Annotated in this window: 16 protein-coding genes and 1 riboswitch; of the genes, 13 read left to right on the plus strand and 3 right to left on the minus strand. The window is 28.5% G+C overall.

Going from position 1 to position 18,331, the window contains the following annotated elements:
• Nucleotides 1–11 precede the first annotated feature (11 nt).
• Genes HMPREF3181_RS06785 through HMPREF3181_RS06795 form a run of 3 tightly spaced genes read left to right on the plus strand, consistent with a single transcriptional unit; the run spans nucleotide 12 to nucleotide 2,455 of the window.
• The gene (locus HMPREF3181_RS06785) at nucleotides 12–899 is read left to right on the plus strand and encodes a restriction endonuclease (RefSeq protein WP_068474884.1); all 888 of its coding nucleotides are present in this window, start codon (nucleotides 12–14) and stop codon (nucleotides 897–899) included.
• A gap of 10 nt (nucleotides 900–909) precedes the next feature.
• Nucleotides 910–1,827 (plus strand): tRNA 2-thiocytidine biosynthesis TtcA family protein, encoded by a 918-nt coding sequence (locus HMPREF3181_RS06790; protein ID WP_068475168.1) that lies wholly within the window; start codon nucleotides 910–912, stop codon nucleotides 1,825–1,827.
• A 16-nt stretch (nucleotides 1,828–1,843) separates the two neighbouring features.
• Nucleotides 1,844–2,455 carry a class I SAM-dependent methyltransferase gene (locus tag HMPREF3181_RS06795; RefSeq protein WP_068474887.1) on the plus strand — a complete coding sequence of 204 codons (612 nt, stop codon included), beginning with the start codon at nucleotides 1,844–1,846 and terminating at the stop codon, nucleotides 2,453–2,455.
• Nucleotides 2,456–2,550: 95 nt separating this feature from the next.
• Here the strand turns inward: HMPREF3181_RS06795 and thiT are convergent, their stop codons facing one another.
• The gene (gene thiT / locus HMPREF3181_RS06800) at nucleotides 2,551–3,198 is read right to left on the minus strand and encodes an energy-coupled thiamine transporter ThiT (protein ID WP_068474890.1); all 648 of its coding nucleotides are present in this window, start codon (nucleotides 3,196–3,198) and stop codon (nucleotides 2,551–2,553) included.
• 39 nt (nucleotides 3,199–3,237) lie between these two features.
• Nucleotides 3,238–3,326, minus strand: a riboswitch (TPP riboswitch).
• A gap of 160 nt (nucleotides 3,327–3,486) precedes the next feature.
• Here thiT and HMPREF3181_RS06805 point away from each other — a divergent pair.
• From HMPREF3181_RS06805 to HMPREF3181_RS06840, 8 genes are all read left to right on the plus strand, one after another.
• On the plus strand, nucleotides 3,487–4,230 hold the full coding sequence (locus HMPREF3181_RS06805) for a glycerophosphodiester phosphodiesterase (protein WP_068474893.1): 744 nt from the start codon (nucleotides 3,487–3,489) through the stop codon (nucleotides 4,228–4,230).
• A gap of 212 nt (nucleotides 4,231–4,442) precedes the next feature.
• Nucleotides 4,443–4,877 (plus strand): 50S ribosomal protein L13, encoded by a 435-nt coding sequence (rplM, locus tag HMPREF3181_RS06810; protein ID WP_068474896.1) that lies wholly within the window; start codon nucleotides 4,443–4,445, stop codon nucleotides 4,875–4,877.
• A gap of 22 nt (nucleotides 4,878–4,899) precedes the next feature.
• A complete protein-coding gene (rpsI, locus tag HMPREF3181_RS06815) occupies nucleotides 4,900–5,289 on the plus strand; it encodes a 30S ribosomal protein S9 (protein WP_068474899.1) in 390 nt (129 codons plus the stop codon).
• Nucleotides 5,290–5,593: 304 nt separating this feature from the next.
• On the plus strand, nucleotides 5,594–7,084 hold the full coding sequence (locus tag HMPREF3181_RS06820; protein WP_231723280.1) for a S1C family serine protease: 1,491 nt from the start codon (nucleotides 5,594–5,596) through the stop codon (nucleotides 7,082–7,084).
• A gap of 394 nt (nucleotides 7,085–7,478) precedes the next feature.
• Entirely contained in the window at nucleotides 7,479–8,669 is a 1,191-nt protein-coding gene (locus tag HMPREF3181_RS06825) for an iron-containing alcohol dehydrogenase (RefSeq protein WP_068474902.1), read from the plus strand.
• 469 nt (nucleotides 8,670–9,138) lie between these two features.
• Nucleotides 9,139–12,597: a leucine-rich repeat domain-containing protein gene (locus tag HMPREF3181_RS06830; protein WP_068474905.1), complete on the plus strand. Its 3,459-nt coding sequence runs from the start codon at nucleotides 9,139–9,141 to the stop codon at nucleotides 12,595–12,597.
• Between the two features lie 183 nt (nucleotides 12,598–12,780).
• Nucleotides 12,781–14,517, plus strand: coding sequence for a DEAD/DEAH box helicase (locus tag HMPREF3181_RS06835; RefSeq protein WP_068474909.1), 1,737 nt, complete (start codon nucleotides 12,781–12,783; stop codon nucleotides 14,515–14,517).
• Nucleotides 14,518–14,519: 2 nt separating this feature from the next.
• Entirely contained in the window at nucleotides 14,520–15,221 is a 702-nt protein-coding gene (locus tag HMPREF3181_RS06840) for a TrmH family RNA methyltransferase (RefSeq protein ID WP_068474911.1), read from the plus strand.
• A 30-nt stretch (nucleotides 15,222–15,251) separates the two neighbouring features.
• Here HMPREF3181_RS06840 and HMPREF3181_RS06845 read toward each other — a convergent pair whose 3' ends face one another.
• A complete protein-coding gene (locus HMPREF3181_RS06845) occupies nucleotides 15,252–15,623 on the minus strand; it encodes a DUF6483 family protein (protein WP_068474914.1) in 372 nt (123 codons plus the stop codon).
• 311 nt (nucleotides 15,624–15,934) lie between these two features.
• Entirely contained in the window at nucleotides 15,935–16,876 is a 942-nt protein-coding gene (pip, locus tag HMPREF3181_RS06850) for a prolyl aminopeptidase (protein WP_068474917.1), read from the minus strand.
• 319 nt (nucleotides 16,877–17,195) lie between these two features.
• On the opposite strand from pip, the gene tenpIN reads away from it, so the two are divergent.
• Both tenpIN and HMPREF3181_RS06860 read left to right on the plus strand, forming a co-directional pair.
• A complete protein-coding gene (gene tenpIN, locus HMPREF3181_RS06855) occupies nucleotides 17,196–17,627 on the plus strand; it encodes a type III toxin-antitoxin system TenpIN family toxin (RefSeq protein ID WP_068474921.1) in 432 nt (143 codons plus the stop codon).
• Nucleotides 17,628–18,026: 399 nt separating this feature from the next.
• Nucleotides 18,027–18,266: a SemiSWEET transporter gene (locus tag HMPREF3181_RS06860; RefSeq protein ID WP_068474923.1), complete on the plus strand. Its 240-nt coding sequence runs from the start codon at nucleotides 18,027–18,029 to the stop codon at nucleotides 18,264–18,266.
• The last annotated feature ends 65 nt before the right edge of the window (nucleotides 18,267–18,331 follow it).

Raw genomic sequence — 18,331 nt, forward strand, 5'->3', positions numbered from 1 at the left:
TAGGAGGTATTATGAGTATAGATATTAAAACTTATAAGGCAAAAAGACGCGATTATATATTATCAAAATATATTATAAAAGCTTTGAAAAAGCAAGGTGGGATTGCTACAAAGGAAGATATTGAAAATTATATAAGATTAAACTGCGATGAAATACCGGAAGGATATGTTGATTTTATAAAAAAATCTAAAAAAACAAAAAAAGAATATATGCCTTTTAAGTTTGATTTTAATTTTGCTATTAATTATTTAAGAAGATTAAAATTTATTATCAGAGAAAATAAAAAAGTTATTTTAACAGACTTAGGGGCTAATTTAGATTATGAAAATTTTGATTTTTTAACAGAATATAAAAAAATAGAAAAAGATTTTAAAGAAAAAAAATTAAATAATAACATAGACATTGAACAAGAAAGACATACAGATGATAAAGAAGAAAAAATCTTTGATGATTGGAAAGACGAATTAAACGAAAGGCTTATGAATTTTAGTCCGGAAAAATTTGAAAAGTTTGCAAGACGACTTGTTAGAGAAATGGGAGTTAATATTGATGATAAAATCGGTATTTCTGTAACAAATGATGGAGGACTTGATGGATTTGGATATATCACATCTGATGAATTTAGAACTGCAAGAGTTGCAATTCAAGCAAAACGTTGGAAAGATATTGTTCAGGCGCCTGAAATTGATAAATTTAGAGGTGCTATGGATAAATTTAATGCTGAATTTGGAATTTTTATAACTACTTCTGATTTTTCAAAAGGAGCAATAGAAACATCAAGAGTTGGTACAAGAGTTATTACTTTGATTAATGGGAAAAGAATAGCTGAGCTTGTTGCAAAATATGAGCTAGGAGTAAAACCGGTTATTACTTATATTTTTGATGATTTTTATTTATAGTAGGAGAGATATGGAAAACAAAGAGATAAAGGAAATAATGGAAAATAGAGAGAATAATTTGCAGGCGACTTGTCCTGTTCTATTTCCGGAAAATGAAAGAGCAAGTCTTTCTGATATTGAAAGGTCGCTTATAAAAAGATATAGAAAGCATATTTGGTCAAAGTTTGTTAAGGCTATTAAGGAATATAATTTAATAGAGGATGGAGATAAGATTGCTGTTGCAATTTCCGGAGGAAAGGACAGTCTGATTATGGCTAAACTTTTTCAGGAGTTAAAGAAGAATGGAAAAGATAATTTTGAATTGGAATTTATCGCAATGGACCCTGGTTATCATCCGTCTATAAAAGAATTGCTTTTAGAAAATGCAAAGTATTTGGAAATTCCTTTGACTTACTATCCGGCAGATATTTTTGCTGTTGCAGATAAAATTGCAGGAGATTATCCTTGTTATATGTGTGCGAGAATGAGAAGAGGCTCGCTTTATGCAAAGGCAAAGGAGCTTGGCTGTAATAAATTGGCATTGGGTCATCATTTTAATGATGTTATCGAAACGACAATGTTAAATTTACTTTGTGCAGGAAGTTTTAAAACAATGCCACCGAAGTTAAAGGCTAAAAATTTTGAGAATATGGAAATAATAAGACCTTTGTATCTAATAGAGGAAGAATACATAATAAGATGGATGAAATCAACTGGTCTTATGCCTTTAAACTGCGCTTGTATGGTTGCTGCGAAAAAAATCGGAAATAAAAGGTATCAAATTAAAGATTTAATCGAAAATTTGAAAAAAGATTTTAAAAATGTTGACAGTTCAATCTTTAGAGCCGGAGAAAATGTAAATATAAATTTACTTTTAGGTTATGAAATAAATGGCCATAAAGTAGATTTTAATGAAAAGTATGAAGAAAACAATCCATTTTATGAATAAGTTATAGGAGGATAGCATGTTTAAAAAATTTTTTGAAAATGTTATAAAGCCAAAGGAAAATTTTGGTGGTAAAGTTATGGTTAAAGGAATGAATAAGGGGCACGAAAAACTTGCAATTTGGGGAAGATCTTTTTTGAATATTAAAGAAGATGATAAGATAATTGACCTAGGATGTGGTGGAGGAAGAAATGTTCAATACTTTTTAACTAAAGCAAAGTTCGCCTATGGAATCGACTACTCAAAGATGAGTGTTAAGGTTTCAAAAGAATTAAATGAAAAAGAAATAAAAGAAGGAAGATGTGAGATTTTTGAGGGAGATGTTTCAAAAATTCCTTTTGAAGATGAAAGTATAAATATCGTAACAGCCTTTGAAACTATATATTTTTGGGAAGATATTGAAAAAGTTTTTAAGGAAATTTCCAGAGTACTTGTTAAAAATGGAACATTTTTGATTTGTAATGAAGGAAGTGAAAGAGAACATAAAAATATAAAAAAATGGGCTGATATGCTTGGATTTGAAGTCTATAATGGAGATACATTGGTTAAAATATTAGAAAATTTAGGATTTTCAGCTGAATATCATTTAGATAAGAAAGAACATATTGTAGTTGTCGCTAAGAAACTTTAATTAAAACAGCTTTAGGGCTGTTTTTTTAGTGCTAGTATTAGAAGTTGATATAGAAAAATAGATATTAAAAAGGAACAGTGTAAAAACCGTTCCTTTTAGTTTGTTTTAAAATTGCTTGATTTTATTTTTTCTAATGTTGTTCTAACGATTGGAATTGAAAGTAATAAAATTGTTAAAAATCCTTCTGTTCCAATGTATGAAAAATTGTACCAGATTGAATAAATTAACGGATTCCAACCTTTTGGAGCATAAGAGCCGAAGAATACATAGCCTGAAAATACTGCAAATATAAATCTTCCAAAAATTGAAATTAGATAAGCGGGTATTAGCTTGTCTTTTTTCTTTGCAAATATTCCTCCAAGTCCAAGTGAGCCAAATGCTAAAATGTAATCAATGATTGCTTGGGTTGGTGTATAAACATCCGGCTTTATCAATAAGTTTAAAAGTCCGAAAGTTATTCCTGCTATAAGTCCAACTCTAAGTCCGAACATATAGCCGATGAAGACTATAAAAATCATTGAAAATAAAGTGATGCTACCTCCTTGTGGTAAACTAAAAAACTTTATTTGTTTTGCACAAATTCCAAGTGCCAATAAGATGGCAGAGTAAGTTAGTGCTTTTGTAGAAAATATTTTTTCATCTCTTCTAAAATAAAAGACGAAAAATAAAAATGCAAAGGAAATTAATAAAATTAAAGTTGTTTTTCCTTCTACACTCCCAAAAAATTTTCCAAAATTTTCCATAAAAAAAACCTCCTAAGATATTCACTAGAAAGTCATATAAAAAAGACTATTCAACTTCCCTACGTCAGCATTGTCTGAATCAGGTAAAAAGGGTATTTCTCAGCTTAATAGCACCCCTAGTGAATAAAAATATTTTTGTATTAGCATACCTCTTTTTGTTACCCATTTAATTTAAGTTTAAACATAAATTACTTATCTTTAGTTTATTATGTAAATAAATTATTGAGTAAATTTTACAAAAGTGATATACTTTATTTATGTATATTAATTTATTTTAAGGAGAAAATTATGAAAAAAATATTAAATTTGGCACATAGGGGTTTTTCTGGAAAGTATCCTGAAAATACTAAAATTGCTTTTTTAAAAGCGATAGAACACGGAAATTGTGATGGTTTTGAAACAGATGTTCACATGACTAAGGATAAAAAACTTGTAATAATTCATGATGATATGGTTGATAGGACTTGCTCTAATGGGAGTGGTTTTATAAAGGATTTGACTTCAACTGAGCTTTTACAAATGGAATTCGGTTCACATAAGGGAAGTGAATTTTTAGGTGAAAAAATTATTTTTTTAGATGAACTTTTACAAATTGTAAAGGATAATAAACTTTTTGTAAATTTAGAGTTAAAGAACAATTATGTTTTTTATGAGGGTTTAGAAGAGGCTGTTATGAATATGGTAAATGAATTCGGACTAAAAGATGATGTAATTCTATCTTCATTCAATCACGAATCAATGGAGCTTTGTAAAAAAATTGACCCAAGTTTTAAAACTGGATTGCTTTTTGAAAGTCCTCTTATGAATACTGTTGAGTATATGAGAGGAATTAAACATGAGGCAGTACACCCTGGATATTATATGCTTTTACAAAAGCCGTCTTGGGTGTCTGAGTTTAAAAAAATGGGACTTGAGATAAATACTTGGACAGTAAATGATGAAAATTATATGAGATATTTAATTGAAATGGGAGTTGATGCTATTATTGGAAATTTCCCTGATTTAACTTCAAAAGTTTTGAATAATTTATAAAAAAATCTTTAAAAGTCTTGTAATTATTCATATCTTGTGATATAATATTTGAGTGCCGTTTTATGGCATTGTGATATTTAAAAAGCCTTGTCTTTTTACAATATCAATCGCATAGCAGTCGAGGTTGCGATTAATAAGTCCTCGCCTACAAAATCGCTGGGTAGCGATGTCTAAATAACCCAATATTGTAAAAAGAATTAAGGAGGAATGAAATGAAAAGTTACGTAGCAAAACCTTGCGATGTTAATCGTAAATGGTATGTAGTTGATGCAAAAGACGTTGTTTTAGGAAGACTTGCAACTGAAGTTGCTTCAATCTTAAGAGGAAAGAGAAATGTTAGATTCCAACCATCATTCGATATGGGAGATTATGTTATTGTTGTTAATGCTGAAAAAGTTAAATTAACTGGAAACAAATTACAACAAAAAGAACATAGATACTATACTGGATATTCAAATGGTTTAAAAGCTATTTCTTATGAAAAAATGTTACAAACTAAACCTGAAAAAGTTATTGAACTAGCCGTTAAAGGTATGCTTCCAAAGAATGTTTTAGGAAGACAAATGTTCAAAAAATTAAAGGTTTATGCTGGTCCAGAACATAATCATGAAGCTCAACAACCAGAAGTTTTAACATTAAATAAATAGGAATAGAAAGGAGATTTAACATATGGCAACTCAATATGTAGGAACAGGAAGAAGAAAAACTTCTGTAGCTAGAGTTTTCTTAACACCTGGAAATGGAAAATTTGTTATTAATAAACAAGATATAGATGAATATTTTGACTATGATACTTTAAAGGTAACTGCAAAATCACCTTTAGAAGTAACTGAAAGTCTTGGAAAATTCGACGTTTATGTAAATGTAAAAGGTGGCGGATTTACAGGACAAGCCGGAGCAATCAGACATGGTATTGCAAGAGCTTTATTAGAAGTTTCTGCTGAATTAAGACCTGTATTAAAAAGAGCTGGTTTCTTAACAAGAGACCCTCGTAAGAAAGAAAGAAAGAAATATGGTCTTAAAAAAGCAAGAAGAAGCCCACAATTCTCAAAGAGATAGTAATTTTAAAATTAAAGTGTTGGAAATCCAACACTTTTTTTATTTTTTTATTTAGTTTTGATTTTTTTAAATTTCATTTAAGTTTTTAATACTATAATAATATTACATTAGTTAAGAAATTATTAAAATACATATAAATTCATATTTTAGTGTATTTATATTAATGAAATAAATTTTATTGTTGAGAATATATTTTTATTAAAAGTTTTTGTTAAAAATTTTTTTAATTTAAGTTTACTTTAAGGTTAGTGGTTTAAAATATATTCAAGATAATAAATGATTTACATAGATGAGGTGATTTGTTATGGATAATGAAAGAGATAATGTCTTTGAAGAAGAAAAAACAGAAGATATTGAAACAAAAGAAAATGTTGAAGCAAAAGAAAATATTGAACCAACAGAAAATGTTGAAACAACAGAAGATGTTGAAACAACAGAAAAAGTTGAAAGTTATGAAGAAGATATGGCTGAAAGGAAACGAAAATCCAAGGAAAGATTATCTTCGTATATAGATAATGTTGTTGAAAAAGAGTTTGAAAAGAGAAATAAAAGCAATAAGGTTAAATCTTTTTCAAAATTTCTTTTAGCTGTTGTTTTAGCTAGCTCAATAAGTATAGGTGGAACAAGTTATTATCTAAGGAATAATAACACTGAAAAATCTGTCTTAAATCAAGCTCCAACCGATCAAAATGCAAATACAACAAATGCAGATACATCAGGAAATACAACTGTAGAAAAAGCCGTTGCAAAAAAAGCTATGCAATCTGTTGTAGGTATAACAACTGTTGGAGTTTCTGAAGATATGTTTTCTGTTCAAAAACAAACAAGCGGGCTTGGTTCAGGGGTTATCGTAAGTAAAGAAGGTTATATTTTAACTAATAATCACGTTGTTGACCCTTCAAAAACAAAATCCGTAACAGTAATTTTAAGTGACGGAACAAAGCACGAGGCAAAAGTTTTATGGAGTGATAAAACTTTAGACTTAGCTGTTATTAAAATAGATCCTAAAGGACTAGATTTAAAACCTGTTGAATTTGGAGACAGTTCAAAAGTTTCAATAGGAGATAAAGCTATAGCAATCGGGAATCCGCTTGGTATAAATTTAAAATCAACTTTAACTTCCGGATATATTTCAGGAAAAGATAGAGTGATTACATTACAAGACGGCTCAACTATGGAAGGTTTATTCCAAACTGATGCGGCAATAAATCCTGGAAATAGTGGTGGTGGATTATTTAATGATAAAGGACAACTTATCGGAATAAATACGGCAAAAGCTGGAAATAGTGACGGAATCGGATTTTCAATTCCTTCAAATTTAGCTAAACCTATTTTAGAACAAATAATTAAAAACGGTAAGTTTGAAAGTGTATCACTTGGTATTAGAGGTATAGATGTTTCCAGATATAATGTATTAGGACAAGAAAAATTACCTGTTGACTCAGGTGTATATGTTCATGAAGTCCTATCTGGTTCTCCGGCAGATTCTGCAGGACTTAAACCAAAAGACATTATTACAAAAGTTGGAGATATGGCTGTTAGTTCAAACTCAACTTTAAAGGCTGCCTTATTGAACTATAAGATTGGCGATAAAGTTAAAATTGAAGTTTACAGAGATGGAAAGACAACTACAATAGAAGTTAAATTCTCACAATTTGACTTAAATAAAGTTGAGAATAAGATAAAACAAAATCAAAATCAAAACAGTTTTAATCCAAACCGTAATCGTAATGGTAATTACAATGAAAATGAAGAAGATTTTGATGGAAATGATGATAACAACAACAACAATTAATTAGCATATTAGTAGAGATTTTTTTATAAATCCTCCGTAAAAATAAATAAATGCGAAAAAGGTTATGAAAGTATTTTCATAACTTTTTTTGTTATATAAATTTTTTAAGTATTTAGTTAATTTTTTTAATAAATTTTGTGTAAAAGTATTTTGAAATAGTATTTATTTTTTACTTAATCATTATTTTTTAATTTAATATTTGAAGAAAACTTTACTAAAAAAACAATTTATGACATTTTTATTCATTACTTGTGAAAAAATTAACTTATTTTAAAAAAAGACGAAATCCTTTATTTTTTACTATTGAACATTGAAAACTAAAGTGATATACTAATAATAAGGTTTTTTTATTAAAAAACTGTACATATTATTATTTACATAGGAGGAATTTGAAATGGCAAGATTTACATTACCTAGAGATTTATATCATGGTAAAGGTTCCATTGAAGAATTAAAAAATTTAAAAGGAAAACGTGCTTTTGTTGCAGTAGGCGGAAGTGCGATGAAACGTTTTGGTTTCTTGGATAAAATAGTTAATAACTTAAAAGAGGCCAGAATGGAAGTGGAAGTATTTGAAGGTATTGAACCTGATCCAAGTGTAACAACTGTAATGAGAGGTGCAGAAGTTATGAAAAACTTTGAACCTGATTGGATTGTTGCAGTAGGTGGAGGCTCTCCAATAGATGCTGCAAAGGCAATGTGGGCATTTTATGAATATCCGGAAGTTACTTTTGAAGATTTATGTATTCCTTTCAACTTCCCAACATTAAGAACAAAAGCTTTATTCTGTGCTATCCCATCTACATCAGGAACTGCAACAGAAGTTACTGCTTTCTCAGTTATTACTGACTATGATAAAGGAATTAAATATCCTTTAGCTGACTTTAATATCACTCCTGACATTGCAATCGTAGATTCAGACTTAGCAGAAACAATGCCAAAGAAATTAGTTGCTCATACAGGAATGGACGCTATGACTCATGCTATTGAAGCTTATGTATCAACTCTTCATTGCGATTATACAGACGGACTTGCTCTTCATGCAATCAAAATGATTAGAGAAAACTTAATTAATTCATTCAACGGAGATATGGATGCAAGAGCAAAAATGCATAATGCACAATGTCTTGCAGGAATGGCATTTTCAAATGCTTTATTAGGAATCGTTCACTCAATGGCTCACAAAACAGGTGCAGCTTATAGTGGTGGACATATTGTTCATGGTTGTGCAAATGCAATGTATCTTCCAAAAGTAATTAAATTCAATGCAAAAGAAAAATCAGCAGAAGTAAGATATGCAGAAATTGCAAAATTCTTAGGACTTGAAGGAGCAAATGATACTGAAAGCACACAAAACTTAATTAACGAATTATTAAGAATGAATAAAGAATTAGAAATTCCAACTTGCATTAAAGAATATGAAGGTGGAATCATTGATGAAAAAGAATTCAATGAAAAACTTCCAAAAGTTGCAGAACTTGCAGTAGGAGATGCTTGTACTGGTTCAAACCCAAGAGCAATTACACCTGCTGAAATGGAAAAATTATTAACTTGTTGTTTCTATGATAGAGAAGTAGATTTCTAATAATGGTTTAAAATTCAAAAAGACGAGGTTTTCCTCGTCTTTTTTGCTATTGTTTTAATTTTTATTGTAAGAATAGCCATGTGTTACTTGAAGGGTAGGATTTTTTGCCTCAGGAGCTAATCTATAATTTTGGTAATCGTAGTGCATAAATACCTCCTTAAATTCTAAAAATCTGTAATATATTTATCCAAAAGAAAAAAATAAATAATAGAATAATATATTTTTTTAGCTAATTTACAAACTTATCCACAATTTTTGTGGATAAGTTGTATATATCTGTGGATAAGTTAATAAAATTGTGGAAAAATATATTTTTTAAAGTGTATAAAATATAAATTTATCCACAGAAATTTAAAAAAATGCTTTAAAAATCAATATTTTTTTATTATGTTGACAAAATTATGATAAAATGGTATCATAAAACGCAAATGCAATTTATTCCTATTAATAATAGAGTTTAGGAGGGTTTATGAAAAAAAGAACGATAGCTATGTTGTTACTTAGTGCTTTAGTTTTAAGTGCTTGTGGTAGTAAAAAAGAAGTTAAAGAAAAAGAAAAGATAGATGTGAGTCTTTTTGAAGAAAATGATTCAAAAAGGAGTAAGTATAAGGGATATACTGTTGAGGAAGTATATATTAATGGAGAAAAAGTTAAAATAGATGTCCAATCTCATGGCGACCATTATCATATTATTTATAATGGAAAGAAATATAGCTTAGATAAAGAAAAATATGAAGAGCTTTTTAAAAAAGATAATAAAATTGTTCTTGAAAGTGAAAATATGGAAAAGAGTTTAAAAGATATTTCTCCTGATGAAATTATTTCATATTATAAGCATGGCGACCACTGGCACGTGAAAACAAAGCACGGAGAATTTATAACTCATGAGGACCCAAGTAAGATAAAAAATATTTCACAATTAAAAGAAAGTTCTATAAAGACTATAAGTAAAAAAGAATTGAATTCTAAAAAAATAGTTAGTTATTATAAACACGGCGACCACTGGCATGTTAGAACTGCTGACGGAAAAGAGTATGTTACTTATGAAGACCCGTCAAAGAAAACCGTAGTTGAAGAAAAAAAATCATCAAAAGTAGTTAAGAAGATAACAGAAAAAGAAAAAAAGGGAAGAAAGATAGTAGGGATTAGAAAGCATGGCGACCATTGGCATGTGAAACTTGATGATGGAACAGAGTATGTTACTTATGATAACCCAACAAAGAAAGATAAGATTGATGAAAAAAAATCATCAAAAGTAGTTGAGAAGATAACAGAAAAGGAAACAAAGGGAAGAAAGATAGTAGGGATTAGAAAGCATGGTGACCATTGGCATGTAAAACTTGATGACGGAACTGAATATATAACAAAGAAAGATCCGGCAGGTAAGAAAGAACTTCCTAGTGAAAAAGAGATGGGAAAAGAGGGTGACTTTAAGAAAGACTTTGAAATGCATTTTCACGATTTGTTACAAAATTATTTTGTTGGAGATGAAACTAAGATACGGGCTCATAGTAGTAAAAAGTCTGTAAAATCTTATTCTTGGTATATTAAAAGAAAGGGGAAAGCTTTTGAAAAAATAGAAAATGCAAATACTGAAACTTTAAAGATTATTTTAACAGAACAAGATAATGGAGCTATTATAAAGGCTGAGGCTTTAGATAAAGACGGAAAAGTTGTCGATACTTGTCAAGGAACTTTAAAAGTTTTAACTAAAAATGTTGGAGATGTTGTGATTACAGGCCTTAAAGACCATTATCATACTAAGGATAAATTATCTCTTTTGGTAAATTGTGATGAAAATGATGTAAACTATGTATGGTATTTGAAGAAAAGAGCACAAGATTTTGAAAAAGTTTTTGAGTCTAAGGATAAGAGTTTTAATTCAACATTTTCATTGGATTCAACATATAATAGAGCGATTATAAAGGTTGCTGTTTATAAAAACGGCGTCCTTCTAAAGGAATCAAATCCTGTAAAAATTATCGTAAATGACCATAATCATGGGCCTGCTTTTGCAGGAGAGCCGGAAATTGGTAAAAAACTTTTAAAGAAAAAGGGCTTTGACGAAAGATTGATTTATGCTTTGATGTTAGCCGAGGGAGATATAGCTTTTCCGGGAAAAGAAATTTCTGATACAGAATTGGAAAATTATTTAAAGAGCATTAAAAAGATAAATTTATATAAATTTAATGATGCACTTAAAATGTCCGGACTTGAAAAGTTGGAAAATCTTGAAAGCTTAAATATTTCATATACAGGTGCAACTAATTCAGATATAGAAACTTTAAAGAAGTTCAAAAATTTAAAAGATTTAAATATTTCAGGTAATAATATTACAAAATTCGACTTTATTAGTGAATATAAAAATTTAGAGGGCTTATCCATTATGGAGCTTGGTAATGTTGATTTGTCTTTTGTTAAAAATCTAAAAGATTTGAAAAAATTAAATATTTCAAGAAATGATATTCAAAGTTTTTCATTCATTTCTAATTTATCTAAACTGGATACTTTAATTATGGATTATGTGAATTGTGATAATTTAGATTTCTTGAAAAATACAACAAAGTTGAAAAATTTAAGTCTTGACGGTAACAGAATTAAAGATTTGACTCCAATAAAAAATAATAAATTTGAAACTCTTTATGTTTCTGAAACAGGAATAAAAGATTTTTCAACCCTTGGAAATCAAGAAAATCTTATTGCAATTTTTGCAAATGGAAATAATATTGATAGTTTGAAAGTTTTTTCTAATTTTAAAAATGTTGAATTTATAGAGGCTGAAAAAAATAATATAAGTTCTTTAGAAGATGTTAAATTGTTCCCACTTCTTGAAACTTTGAAATTAGGGAAAAATCCAATTAAGAGTTTGAAAATTTCTAAGGATAATAACTCTATAAAAACTCTTAATTTGAATGAAACATTACTTGAAAATTTGGAATATAAAATTAAATTTAAATCACTTACAAGTTTGGAATATTCCAACACACCCGCGCTTAAATCTGAGCTTGGAAAAGTTGAAAATATTCAAAAAAATACAGCCGGAATAATTTTTTATGACGGAAAATATTATGCAATAAGTCATGGCGACCATTCTCATACTTATGCAGGAACTCAAAGTGTTAATCCGACAAAGGTTAAGTTTAAGTTTGATAATTCAGAAATAATCGGCTTTGATGAAACAGGATACTTTATTAATCATAAAGTTGCTACTTTGTCAGACGGTTCAGAATATTTCAATATTTATCATATTGACGGGTTCCCAAAAGGAGCGTTTGAACTTCCTAATTCTATGAGTGAAAAATTAAAAGTTTCAGAAGAAATTGTATCAAAATTAGTTAAGCATAGAATTTCAGAAGTGGAAAATTTAATCAAGTCTAAAGAAAATAAAACTGAATTATTTAAGAAATTTGAAGAAATCAAAAAAATGGAAAATACAAATGAAAAATTCAAAAAAATAAATGAGTTTGAAAAGAAAGTTTCCGTTGAAAAAGAAATTAAAAAAGATAATAAAAATGCTGAGTTTGAAAAATACAAAAAGTTATATGAAGAGAATAAAGAAAAAGTTTCTGTTTTAGACCAAGCGTATATTGAAAGTTTGATTAATGCAATAGAAACTGCATTGACAAAAAATAATGAATCTTTTGCTAAAGAAAAGCTAAAAGCCTTAAAGACAGAGTTATCAAAATATATTCAAATTCCTGAAGAAAAGGTTGAAAACCAAAAAGAAGATTCAAGAAAAGCAGACTTTGAAAAATATAAAAAATTATATGAAGAAAACAAAGATAAAGTTCCAATGCTTAGTCAAGCCTATATTGAGGGATTAATTCCGTCATTAGAAACTGCTTTTTCAAACGGAAATAAAGATTTTATAGACAAGAATTTACCACTTTTGAAAAAAGAATTGTCAATGTTTATAAAAATTAATTAAAACGAAAGCCACGATTGTGGCTTTTTTGCTTTTAAAAATTTTACTTTTCTCTTTAATTATGCTATAATTAATGCTTGAGTTATTACTCAAAAATATGTCGTGATATTTAATGTGTAGTTTGTTTTTGTCTTTTTTCTTTCGTAACTATCGTTAAGATTCACGGTAAATATGAAAGGAAATAATATGATAGAAAATTTTAATGAATTTAATTTGTCGGATAGTCTTTTAAAAGCCATTGTTGAAATGGGTTTTGAAGAACCATCTCCAATTCAAAAACAAGCAATTCCAATGATGTTAAATAATGAGGACATTATTGGACAAGCACAAACAGGAACAGGAAAGACCGCGTCTTTCGGTATTCCTATAGTAGAAAAAGTAGATAGACATAATAAGACAACTCAAGCAATGGTACTTTGTCCGACTAGAGAGCTTTCAATTCAAGTTGCAGAAGAAATTTCAAAACTTGCAAAGTATAAGGGAGTTACCGTTGTTCCGATTTATGGGGGACAACCGATAGAAAGACAAATCCGTTCTTTAAAAATGGGTGTTCAAGTTGTAGTTGGAACTCCGGGTCGTGTTATAGACCATATTAAGAGAAAAACTTTAAAAACAGAAGATATTAGAACATTTGTTTTGGACGAGGCAGACGAAATGTTTGATATGGGCTTTAGAGAAGATATTGAAAAGATTATAGGATTTTTACCTTATGAAAGACAAACAACTTTCTTCTCAGCTACAATGGACCAAGAAATTATGGACTTTGCTGCAAGATACCAAAGTGAGCCAAGACTTATAAAGGTTGTTCCTAAGGAATTGACCGTTCCAAAGGTTACTCAATACTATTTTGCGCTTAAACACAATATGAAGTTAGAAATACTATCTCGTATTTTAGATGTTCAAAATCCGAAACTTACAGTTGTTTTCTGTAATACTAAAAAAATGGTTGACGATTTAACAGCAGGCCTTCAATCTCGTGGATATTTTGCAGACGGACTTCACGGTGATTTAAAGCAAATTCAAAGAGATGGAGTAATGAATAAGTTTAGAAATTCAACTATCGATATTTTAGTTGCAACTGATGTTGCTGCTCGTGGTATTGACGTTGATGATGTAGATTTGGTTATAAATTATGATATGCCACAAGATGTGGAATATTATGTTCATAGAATAGGTAGAACTGCAAGAGCAGGTAGAGAGGGAACTGCGATAAGTTTTGTTTCTCCAAGAGAAATGAACACTCTATCACAAATTCAAAAATATACAAAAACTAAGATTGAAAAAAGAGATATGCCAACTCTTAAAGACTTGATTAAAAGACATGAAGAAAGATTTATGGAAGACATCAAGGAAGAAATCAATAAAAATGAACATTCAAAAGAATTGAACCTTATCAATATTTTGATGAGCGAAGATTTTTCTCCGATCGACATTGCAGCTTGTCTTTTGAAACATTATAACGAAAATAATAAACTTAATAATCACGAAGAACTTATCGATGTTGACATTAAGAAGAACAAGAAAAAAGGAAATGATAAGACTTCAATTTCCAATAAAACTTTTGGAAAGTCAAATGTTACAGATAAAAATTCAGGCAGAATTTATATCAACATAGGCTCAAGAAAGGGAGTTTCACAAAGACATATAGTATCTGCTCTTTGTAATGACGCAGGATTAAGTGCAAGAGATATTGGAGATATTGAAATTTTTGAAAAGTTCAGCTTTGTAAATATTCATAAAAATGCTCTTAAAGATGCAGTAAATAACTTGAATAATGCGCATATAAAAGGCTTTAAGGTCTTAGTTGAACTTGCGAATAAAAAAGAAAATCATTCAAAATTTTCTCCGAAACCAAAAGATAAAAAGGATAAAAAAGATAGAAAAGGCGATAAGTCGAAACGTGATAAACAAAAAAGAAGATAGATATGGAATTTTGTAAATATAAAAAAGATTTGAATTTTTCATACACAATGGGAGCTTTTCCGACCATTGAGCTTTTGCAGTCAGAAAAGTATAAAACTATTGCAGTTTTAGTACATTCAAAATATGATGATAAAGAGAAATTGGAAAAGTTTTGTGCTGAAAATAGAGTTAATTTAATTTATAATGATAAAATTGTAAACAAACTTCAAAAAAAAGAAAATACACTTGTGATAGGTGTTTTTGAAAAAAACTTTGCAAAAATAAAAAAAGACAATCATATATTGTTATGTGAGCCGAGAGATAAGGGAAATTTGGGAACTATTTTACGAACAGCTTTAGGATTTGGCTTTAAAAATATTGCCATAATTGACGGTTGTGATGTATTTGACCCAAAGACAGTTAGGGCATCAATGGGTGCGATTTTTAAGATGAATATAGAAATTTTTGAAAATTTTGAAGATTACAAGAAAAATTTTGAAGAAAATAATATTTATTCATTCATATTAAATGAAAAATCAACTTCTCTTAAAAATGTAGAAATTAAAAAGCCATTTACATTAATGTTTGGAAATGAATCACACGGACTTGAAAACTTTGACTTAAAAGGAACAAATCCGGTATTCATAGAGCAAACAAAAGACGTAGATAGCTTTAACCTACCAATCGCAAGTGCAATAGCAATGTATAAATTTACAGAAAGATAAAAAAACGAAAAGCAGGAGTAATCCTGCTTTTTAAATTAAGTTTGACAAGTCGTTCATATTAAATTCGTTTAATAAATCTTTTAATCCTATTTTGATTTCATCTCTTTCGAAATTATATTCATTTAGGAATTTTGAATCTTTTGTATTTAGGTAAGAATAGAAAAGCAGTCCGATAAGTAGGCTGTCGCTGTTTTTGTATTCTAACATTTTATACAGATTATCTTCTGCCTTATCGATATGACCTAAATCTATTTCTTCTTTTAAAATTTTTAAAAATTCTTTACTTTCATCGAATTTTAATAATTTTTCAGGAGAGGAATTTTTATCTATTTTAAATACAAATTCCAAAATCATACTTATCCATTCTTCAATTTTTCTCATTATATAGTCATTCTTTAACATATTATCTCCTAGTCTATTACTTCAAGATATGCAACGTTAAAATACATTGTAGAACAGATTAGTCCAAGATTTAAAATTACCCATAGAGCTGTTTGTTTTGTGTATCTTGTAAAATATGCTCCAACTGCTCCTAATATTTGTGGTAGAAAATAACCACAAATGAATACATATACAGGTAAAGAAATTCTAAGGTCTGTTTTAAATGATTTAACATATTAATGAAATTAATTCCATTAATGCACCTATTGTAAATAATATTTTTGTTATATTTTCTTTGTTTGTATAGTTTTCCCCCTTTTTGCCTAGAAAATCTAAAAAAGTTTTTTAAATTCCTCTTGAGCTAGGATAAGTTCATGTGTCATAGGTGGATCGAATGAAGTATGTCCTGATATTGGGAAAATTAATTTTGAATTATTTAATTTTTCATTTAATAAATGTGCTCCAACCGGTCTGCAATCAACATCATATCTTCCATGAATTATTATTGTAGGAATATCTTTTATTTTTTCTACATTATTTAAAATGTAATTTTCTTCAAAAAAACAGTTGTTTACAAAGTAATGACATTCCATAATCGCCATTGAAATATCTTCGTCAGTTACTTCTTCTGAAATCACTCTCGGTTCAAGTGCGACAACTGAATTTTCAAAAGCACTAAAAGATTTTCCGTATCTCTTCTTTGTTTCATAATCGTCAGATGTTAAATATTTGTAATAGCTTTGAACATAATCTTTGCTTTCTTCCTCTGTAAAAGGTGCTTTAAAAATATCAAAAGCCTCCGGAAAGAACATTCCCGCTCCACCTTGATATAACCATTTAATATCTTCATCTCTTCCTAAAAATATTCCACGAAGGATAAGTCCGACAACTCTTTTTGGATAATTTTCTGCGTAGTATAAAGATAAAGTTGTTCCCCAAGAACCACCATAAACAAGCCATTTATCAATGCCTAAATGTTCTCTTATCTTCTCCATATCTTTTGCAAGATTTTCTGTGTTGTTGTCTTTTAATTCTAAAAATGGCCTACTTTTACCACAACCTCTTTGGTCGATTGTTACTATTCTATAAAATGTAGGATCTAAAAATCTTTTTGAATTTGCTCCACAACCACAACCCGGTCCTCCATGAACGAAAACAACAGGAGCACCATTTGGGTTTCCGGCTTGTTCAAAATAAATTTCATGTGTATCATCAACTTTTAAATATCCCTTATCAAATGATTCGAAATCAGGAAAAAGCGTTTTAAATTCCATATTAACCTCCAAAATAAATTTAATTATCAAGACTATATTATAAGAAAAATATTTTTTTGTCAAGTTGGGATATTCTCTTTTTTGTACTCTTGGTCTCACATCAATTGTATCATAACAATATATCAAAAACAAATAAAAAAGTATTGATTTTAATTAGCTTTGTGGTATAATATAAGTAAGATAATAATTGTAGTAAAGCAATTAAAAAGAAATTTACATTGAGAAGATTTGTTCGTATAGTAGCGAACAAGGTAATCAAAAAAAATACTAGTTGAGAAGAGGGCTTTATTAAGCCCTTTTTTGTTAGAGGTAATAATATATGAAATTTAGATTTTTAACAGATGAATTTTTTAAAGTGTATAGTAATTGTCCAGAAATGGAAAGAAAAAATAATAGACCTTATGCACATTTATGTATTGTCGAAATGGATAATCTAAAATTTGCTATTCCTATAAGACATCACATAACGCATAATTATGCTATATTCACAGATAAAGAGAAAACAAAAGGACTAGACTTGTCAAAGACTGTAATAATAGTAGATGATAAATATATAGACTGTTCAAAAATAGCTTATATATCAGCAGAGGAATACAATTTATTAGTAAATAAAAAATATTATATCAAAGAGAAATTAAAAAGTTATATTAAAACATATAAGAAAGCATTAAAACATAAAGATATACCAAGAAATAAATCATTATGTGAGAAATCTACATTACAATATTTTCATAAAGAATTAGGAATATAAATATTAAATTATTGCAAAATAAAAGTGGTAAAATTTGGTAAATGTTGGAGAGTATCAGAAGAGGGCTTCAAAGAATTTTGTAAAAATGGAATAGATGAAGAATAAAAAAAGCACTGTAACGGTGCTTTTTCTACATATAAAATCTTTTTTCTGCTGTGGTATTTGACTACGGATATAATTAAATGTTATTAATTCACAAAATAATTAAAATTAAAAAAATGTAATTTTTAACGTTTATAATTTAAGAACCTGCAAATAATATAATAAAAATATTATATTTTTAACCTCCAAAATAAATTTAATTATCAAGACCATATTATAAGAAAAATATTTTTTTGTCAAGTTGTTTTTTATGGTCAAAATGTGATAAAATCATTAAATGAGATATTAGGAGGTTTTATGATAGGAATAGTAGCAGCTTGTCTTACGACATTTGCATTTGCACCACAAGTTATAAAGATAATGAAGGATAAAAATACAAAATCTCTTTCATTACTTATGTGTTTTATGCAAACTTTGGGAATTTTTTTGTGGTTGGTTCATGGAATTTTTATAAAAGACTTTGCGCTAATTTTTGCAAATAGTATTTCATTTGTTATGGTCGCAATAATACTTTTATATAAAATAAAATATAAGTAGCTTTATATTTAAAAATATGATATAATAAATATAAATTTACGATTCTTGTGTAAAAGAATATTTAT

The organism is Parvimonas sp. KA00067 (assembly GCF_001553085.1).
Taxonomy (GTDB): Bacteria; Bacillota; Clostridia; order Tissierellales; family Peptoniphilaceae; genus Parvimonas; species Parvimonas parva.